Origin of the sequence: Micromonospora sp. MP36, assembly GCF_008119785.1 — a bacterium.
GTDB lineage: Bacteria > Actinomycetota > Actinomycetes > Mycobacteriales > Micromonosporaceae > Micromonospora.
The window spans coordinates 21,984-29,458 of record NZ_VSFA01000091.1; the positions used below are offsets into that span (position 1 = coordinate 21,984).

The 7,475-nt window shown below is 73.1% G+C and carries 6 protein-coding genes and 1 pseudogene; 5 read left to right on the plus strand and 2 right to left on the minus strand.

The window, feature by feature from the left end; genetic code table 11:
• The first annotated feature begins 2 nt into the window (after window positions 1-2).
• On the plus strand, window positions 3-1,613 hold the full coding sequence (locus FXF52_RS33020) for a FadD3 family acyl-CoA ligase (RefSeq protein ID WP_255472584.1): 1,611 nt from the start codon (window positions 3-5) through the stop codon (window positions 1,611-1,613).
• 95 nt (window positions 1,614-1,708) lie between these two features.
• Here FXF52_RS33020 and FXF52_RS33025 read toward each other — a convergent pair whose 3' ends face one another.
• Entirely contained in the window at window positions 1,709-2,470 is a 762-nt protein-coding gene (locus FXF52_RS33025; protein ID WP_222870813.1) for an SDR family NAD(P)-dependent oxidoreductase, read from the minus strand.
• Window positions 2,471-2,623: 153 nt separating this feature from the next.
• On the opposite strand from FXF52_RS33025, the gene FXF52_RS33030 reads away from it, so the two are divergent.
• The 4 genes from FXF52_RS33030 (at window position 2,624) to FXF52_RS33045 (ending at window position 7,106) form a co-directional block, all read left to right on the plus strand.
• Entirely contained in the window at window positions 2,624-3,493 is an 870-nt protein-coding gene (locus tag FXF52_RS33030; RefSeq protein WP_148803019.1) for an SDR family oxidoreductase, read from the plus strand.
• Window positions 3,494-3,521: 28 nt separating this feature from the next.
• On the plus strand, window positions 3,522-4,670 hold the full coding sequence (locus tag FXF52_RS33035) for an acyl-CoA dehydrogenase family protein (RefSeq protein WP_222870814.1): 1,149 nt from the start codon (window positions 3,522-3,524) through the stop codon (window positions 4,668-4,670).
• Between the two features lie 9 nt (window positions 4,671-4,679).
• Window positions 4,680-5,738: an acyl-CoA dehydrogenase family protein gene (locus FXF52_RS33040; protein WP_148803023.1), complete on the plus strand. Its 1,059-nt coding sequence runs from the start codon at window positions 4,680-4,682 to the stop codon at window positions 5,736-5,738.
• A 147-nt stretch (window positions 5,739-5,885) separates the two neighbouring features.
• Window positions 5,886-7,106, plus strand: coding sequence for an acetyl-CoA C-acetyltransferase (locus FXF52_RS33045; RefSeq protein ID WP_148803025.1), 1,221 nt, complete (start codon window positions 5,886-5,888; stop codon window positions 7,104-7,106).
• Window positions 7,107-7,146: 40 nt separating this feature from the next.
• On the opposite strand, the pseudogene FXF52_RS42035 reads toward FXF52_RS33045, so the two are convergent.
• A pseudogene (locus FXF52_RS42035) lies at window positions 7,147-7,475 on the minus strand (hypothetical protein); the annotation flags it as partial.

Here is a 7,475-nt window from a genome sequence, read left to right on the forward strand (position 1 = left end):
GCGTGGCGACCGCGGATCAAGCTGACCTGACGACGATTCCCGCGTGTCTGCGGGCGGCGGCGGCCGACGCCGCCTCCGTCGAGGCCGTCGTCGACGGCGACGTACGGCTGACCTACGCCCAGCTCGACGCCGAAGCCACCCGCTTCGCGCGGGCCGCGGCGGCGCACGGCCTGCAACCGGGCGACCGGGCCGTCGTTTGGGCGCCGAACTCCAGCCGCTGGATCATCGCCGCCCTGGGCATCCTGGCGGCCGGCGGGATCCTGGTGCCGGTGAACACCCGGTTCAAGGGCGAGGAGGCCCGGTACGCGATCGGCCGGGTCCGGGCCGACCTGCTGATCGTCGACGACGACTTCCTCGGCAACAACTACCTCGCTGCGGTGCGCGGCGACGACCCGCGCCCGCCGGCCGACGGGCTACCCGTCCCGGCGCTGCCGCACCTGCGTACCGTCGTCACGATGGCCGCCACCGACGACGCGGTGGCCGTCTCCTTCGACGACTTTCTGGCCAGCGCCGAGGCGACTCCGGCAGCCGAGATCGACCGGCGGATCGCCGAGCTGCGCGCGGACGATGTCGCGGACATCCTCTTCACCTCGGGCACCACCGGCTACCCCAAGGGCGCCATGGTCACGCACGGCTCCAACCTGCGGGTGGACGAGGCCTGGTCGGACATGGTCGGGCTGCGGCGCGAGGACCGGTACCTGCTCGTCAATCCGTTCTTCCACAGCTTCGGTTACCGGGCCGGGCTGCTCGCCTGCCTGATCCGCCGGGCGACGATGGTGCCGATGGCCGTGTTCGACGTGGAGCACGCTTTGGACCTCATCCAGCGCGAGCGGATCACCGTCTTCCCGGGCGCACCGACCGTCTACACCTCGATCCTGGAGTCGCCGCGGTTCGGCGAGTACGACCTGAGCTCGGTGCGGCTGGCGGTCACGGGCGCCACCGTGGTGCCGGTGCCGCTGCTCGAGCGGATGCGCCGGGACCTCGGCTTCGAGACCGTGATCACCGCGTACGGGCTGACCGAGTGCTGCGGCACGGCGACCGTCTGCCCGCCGGACACCGACCAGCATCGCCTCTCGACCAGCTGCGGGAAGGCGATCCCCGGCACCGAGGTCGCCGTCATGGACCCGCTGGGCCGGCTGCTGGCCCCCGGTGAGTCGGGCGAGGTCGTGGTGCGCGGCTACAACGTGATGATCGGCTACTTCGAGGACCCGACCGCGACCGCGGAGGCGATCGACCGCGACGGCTGGCTGCACACCGGCGACGTCGGCTGGCTCGACGAGGACGGCTATCTGCGGGTGACCGACCGGATCAAGGACATGTTCGTGGTCGGCGGTTTCAACGTCTACCCGGCGGAGGTGGAGCGGCTGATCGCCGAGCATCCGGCGGTCGCGGACGTGGCCGTGGTCGGCATGCCGGACGCCCGGATGGGCGAGGTGGGCCACGCGTACGTGCTGCCGAAGCGGGGCAGCACCCTCACGCCGGCGGAGTTGATCGCGTTCTGCCGGAACAAGATGGCCAACTACAAGGTGCCGCGCCGGGTGTCGATCGTCGACGAGTTCCCCAGGACGCCGAGTGGGAAGATCCAGAAGTTCCGGCTGGCCGCACCGGCCTGACCTGAGGCACCGCGGGCTGATCCGGGACCGCCCGCCCGGGGTGGTCTTCGGGGGCGCGGGCAGGCCTGCCCTACCCGCGCGGCCCGGTGCGGGGTTCAGACGGTGTAGCCGCCGTCGACGTCGAGTTGCTGGCCGGTGATGAAGCCGGCCCGGTCGCTGGCCAGGAAGCAGACCGCCTCGGCGATGTCGTCGGCGGTGCCGAAGCGGCGCAGCGGGATGTTGCCGCGGGTGACCGCCAGCGCCCGCTCGTCGAGGTCGCCTGAGGCGATCAGCCGGGCGGCCATGCCGTCGGTCAGCATCCCGGGGCCCACGCAGTTGGCGCGGACGCCGTACCTTCCCTCCTCCGCGGCCACGCCCCGGACCAGCGCCTCGACCGCGCCCTTCGGGCCGGCGGAGAGGCCGTCGCGGATGGGGTAGCGCCGGGTGGCGGCGGTGGTGACGGCGATCAGGCTGCCGCGGCTGTCCCGCAGGTGCGGCAGCGCGGCGTGCATCAGGTGGAAGAAGCCGACGGTGTCCTGTTCCAGTTGGGCGCGGAAGGTCGCCGGGTCGACCCGGCTGAGGTGGACCATGGGTACGTGCGGCCCAGCGGCGTAGACCACCGTGTGCAGCCCCCCGAAGTGCCCGGCGGCCTCGGCGAGCACCGCCGCGCAGGCGTGCGCGTCGGTGAGGTCGAGCGGCCAGACTCCGGCGCGCGTGAGTTCGTCGGCGAGTTCGCCCGCCGCGGTGGCGTTCCGGCGGTATGTGAGGGCGACCGCGCTGCCGCGCGCGGCGAGCATCCGGGCGACGGCGCGTCCGATGCCGCCGGTCGCGCCGACCACCAGGGCGGCGCCGGGACGTTTCGAGAAGTCATCGATCACCGGGCTAGGCTACCAAGCAAGCACTTGGTAGGCTAGCGCGGCGGAATCGGGCCGCCCGGCTCACGGAAGACAACGACCCCATGGTCCGCCGTCGACGGCGGGCGGGCGGCCCGGGCAGCGCAGGGGCTGGCGGGATCTCACAGGAGGGTGGCGATGAGCGGATCGGGACGAGTGGTCGTGGTGACCGGCGCCGGGCAGGGGCTCGGGCGGGCGCACGCCCTGGCGTTCGCTGCCGAGGGCGCCCGCGTAGTGGTCAACGACGTCGGCCCGGCGGCCGCCGACGTGGTCCGTGAGATCAGGGCCGCGGGCGGAACCGCCGTGGCGAGCACCGGCGACGTCGCCGACTGGGACTACGCCCGGTCGCTGATCGGGCTCGCCGTGGAGACCTACGGCCGACTGGACGCGCTGGTCAACAACGCCGGCCTGGTGCGCGACCGGATGCTGGTCAACCTCTCCGAGGCGGAGTGGGACGAGGTGCTGCGGGTCGATCTCAAGGGGCATTTCGCGCCGTTGCGGCACGCCGCGGCGTACTGGCGGGACCGGGCCAAGGCTGGCCAGCCGGTGGCGGCCCGGGTGGTCAACACCAGCTCCGGCGCCGGCCTGATGGGCAGCGTCGGGCAGAGCAACTACGCGGCGGCCAAGGCCGGCGTCGCGGCGCTCACCGTCGTCGCGGCGGCGGAGCTGGCGCGTTATGGCATCACCGTCAACGCGATCGCCCCGTCGGCCCGGACCGCGATGACCGAGGCCGTCTTCGCCGACGCCATGCGCACGCCGGGCGAGGGCTTCGACGCGATGGCGGCGGAGAACGTCTCGCCGCTCGTGGTCTGGCTGGCCGGCGAGGAGTCCGGGGACGTCAGCGGCCGGGTCTTCGAGGTCGCGGGCGGGGCGGTCAGCGTCGCCGACGGCTGGCAGCACGGCGAGGCGATCGACGCCGGCCGGCGGTGGCGCCCCGACGAGCTGGGTCCGGTCATCCGCGACCTGATCCGCAAGGCCCCGGTCCCGGCCCCGGTCTACGGAGCCTGAGATGCCTGCGGTCGACGATATCCCCAACCTGCCGGACGCCGAGTTCCGCCGGCGCGTCCGGGAGTGGCTCGCGGCAAACCTGACCGGGGAGTTCGCCGCGCTGGTCGGCTCCGGCGGTCCTGGTCGGGAGCACGAGAATATCGAGCTGCGTACGCGCTGGGAGCACGAGCTCGGCGCGGCCGGCTGGATCGGGCTGGGCTGGCCCGAGGCCCACGGTGGGCGCGGCGCGACGATCGCCCAGCAGGTGATCTTCTTCGAGGAGTACGCCCGGGTCGGTGGCCCCGGGCGGTTGAGCCACATGGGTGAGTACCTGCTCGCCCCCACGCTGATCGCGTTCGGCACCGAGGAGCAGCAGCGGCGGTTCCTGCCGTCGATCGCCGCTGCCACCGAGTTCTGGTGCCAGGGCTACTCGGAGCCGAACGCCGGTTCCGATCTGGCCTCGGTGCAGACCCGGGCGGTCCGCGACGGCGACGTCTGGCGGGTCACCGGACAGAAGGTGTGGACGTCGCTGGCGCACGTCGCCGACTGGTGCTTCGTGCTGGCCCGCACCGACCCGGACGCGCCCAAGCGCCGCGGGCTGTCGTACCTGCTGGTGCCGATGGACCAGCCGGGCATCGAGGTCCGTCCGATCACGCAGATCACCGGAACGTCGGAGTTCAACGAGGTCTTCTTCGACGGCGCGGTGACCGCGGCGGAGAACATCGTCGGCGCGCCGGGCGACGGTTGGCGCGTGGCTACCGGGACGCTCGCGTTCGAACGGGGCGTGGCCACCCTCGGTCAGCAGCTCGGTTTCGCCCGCGAGTTGGACGAGGTGTTCGCCGCGGCCCGGGCCAGTGGGGCGTACGACGACCCGGTGTGGCGGGACGCGGCCGTGGACGCGTGGGTGGGCCTGCAGACCCTGCGCCACCAGGCGCTGCGCACCCTCGGTACGCCGGCGGGGGACCTGCCCGGGGTGGAGGCGTCGGTCTCCAAGCTGCTCTGGGCGCCGTGGCACCAGCGCCTCGGCGAACTGGCGATGACCGCGGTCGGGCCGACGGCCACGCTCGCCGACGGCGGCCTCAGTGACGCCCAGCGCCTGTTCCTCTACACCCGGGCCGACACCATCTACGGCGGATCCAACGAGATCCAGCGCAACATCATCGCCGACCGGCTGCTCGGCCGGGTGCCGCGGAGCTAGGGGGAGCGGGTGGAATTCGGATTCACCGCCGAGCAGACGGACCTGCGCGACACGGTGCGGGCCTTCCTGACCCGGCACGCCACCTCCGCGCGGGTGCGCGCCGCGGACGGCTTCGACGCCGAGCTCTGGCGGCGCCTCGCCGGCGAGTTGGGGGTCACCGCGCTGGCGATCGACGAGAAACACGGCGGGTTCGGCGCCTCCGAGGTGGAGGTCGGCATCGTCCTGGAGGAGGCCGGACGGGTGTTGCTGCCCGCGCCGTACCTCTCCACGGTCACGGCCGCGGCAGCCGTCGACCCGGCGCTGGCCGCCGACCTGCTGCCCAGGCTGGCTGACGGCAGCGTCATCGTCACGCTGGCGCTGGCCGAACCCGGCGCGGGCTGGACGCCGGATCGCTGGGCCTGCACCGCCCGGCGCAGCGGCGACGGCTACGTCCTCGACGGGGTCAAGGAGCACGTCCTCGACGGCGCGATCGCCGACGTGGTCGTCGTCGCCGCGGTCTGCGACGGCGAGCCGGGCCTGTACGCCGTCCGCGCCGCGGACCTCCGGTGCACGCCGCACGACACGCTGGACCCGACGCGGCGGCAGGCCCGGCTGGAGTTCGAGGCGGTCCCGGCGTCGCTGGTCGGGCGCGACGTGCGGCGTGCCGTGGAGCTGCTGTGGGCGGCGCTCGCCGTCGAGTCGGTCGGCGTCGCCCGGGCCAGCCTGGAGCTGACGGTCGACTACCTGAGGACGCGGCAGCAGTTCGGTGTGCCGCTGGCGCACTTCCAGGCGCTGCGGCACCGGGTCGCCGAGCTGGCCGTGGCCGTGGAGGCGGCGACCTCCAGCGCCTGGTACGCGCTGCGGGTGGCCGGCACCGAGGAGTTCACGATCGCCGCGCCGCTGGCGAAGCTGGTTGCCACCCGGGCCGCCTACGCGGTGACCGCGGAGAGCATCCAGCTGCACGGCGCCATCGGCTTCACGTGGGAGCACGACGCCCACCTGTATTTCAAGCGGGCGACCGCGAACCGGCTGCTGCTCGGGGACGAGGTGGCGCTGCGGCGGGTGATCGCCGCGCGGGCCGGGCTGTGACGCCGGACGCGTTGACTCCTAAACCAAGCGCTTGTTAGGTTAAGGGTAGGAGCTGATCCGCCCGACTGGAGGCCGCCCGATCCCCGCCCACTTCGGCGACGGGCGCGACACCACGGCGACTGATCGGCCGACGAGTAGGGGGCATCTGTGCCAGAAGCCGTGATCGTGGCCGCGGCCCGTTCGCCGATCGGGCGGGCGTACAAGGGGTCATTGACCGAGATGCGGGCCGATGATCTCGCCGCCGCCATGATGCGGGCGGCGTTGTCGCAGGTGCCCGCGTTGGATCCGCACGACCTCGATGACGTGGTGGTCGGCTGCGCGCAGCCGGCCGGCGAGCAGGGGTACAACCTCGGCCGGATGGTCGCGCTCCAGCTCGGACTCGACGACGTGCCCGGGACCGTGGTGCAGCGCTACTGCGCCTCCTCCCTGCAGGCCACCCGGATGGCCTTCCACGCGATCAGGGCGGGCGAGGGACACGCCTTCGCGGTGGCCGGGGTGGAGGTCGTCTCCCGCTACGACCGGGGCAAGTCCGACGGCGCGCCGGGGACCCACAACAGCCGGTACGCCGCCGCCGAGGAGCGAACCGCCCGACGCGCCCGCGGCGGCGCCGAGGTCTGGCGCGACCCGCGCGAGACCGGCGAGGAGCCCGACGTCTACATCGCCATGGGGCAGACCGCGGAGAACGTCGCCCAGCGGTACGACGTCAGCCGCCGCGAGCAGGACGAGTTCGGCGTACGCAGCCAGAACCTGGCCGAGCAGGCGGCGGCCGCCGGCTTCTGGGAGATCGACATCACGCCGGTGGCGCTGCCCGACGGCACCCTGGTGAGCCGGGACGACTCGCCACGCGCCGGGGTGACCCTGGAGAAGGTGAGCGCCCTGCAACCGGCGTTCCGTCCCGACGGGACGGTCACCGCGGCCAACTGCTGCCCGCTCAACGACGGTGCCGCCGCGCTGGTGGTGATGAGCGACGTCTGGGCGCGCCAGCTCGGGATCACCCCGCTGGCGCGGATCGTGGCCACCGGCGTCTCCGCGCTCAGCCCGGAGATCATGGGCCTGGGGCCGGTGGAGGCGAGCCGGCGAGCGTTGGCGAACGCGGGGATGTCCATCCGGGACATCGACCTCGTCGAGATCAACGAGGCGTTCGCGGCGCAGGTCATCCCGTCCTGCCGGATGCTCGGCGTCGACCTGGAGCGGGTCAACGTGCACGGCGGAGCGATCGCGCTCGGTCACCCGTTCGGCATGACCGGAGCCCGGATCGCCACCACTCTGATCAACGGGCTGCGCTTCCGTGACCAGCAGTTCGGCCTGGAGACCATGTGCACCGCGGGCGGCCAGGGGATGGCGATGGTGCTGGAGCGGCTCTCCTGAGCGGGGCGGGCGGCCCCGGTAATCCCGGCGCCGCCCGCGCTCAGTCGCCCTTGGCGGTGAGGCCGTCCAGGAAGAGCGAGGTGGCGTCCTCGGCCAGCTTGGCGATCGGGTACCCCTTGCTCGGCTTGAACCAGCGCACCGACAGCCACACCGCGTCCCGCATCAGCCGGTAGAGGATCTTCGCGTCCAGGTCGCCGCGGAACACGCCTTCGGCGACGCCGGCCTCGATCACCTTGAGCCAGGTGTCCTGCACCTGGCGGCCGGCGTTGCGCAGGTAGCTGAAGCGTTCGATCCCCAGCAGGTAGTTGACGTCGTTCTGGTAGATCTCGGCGGCGTGCGGGTGCGCCTCGACCACCTCCAACGACGCCC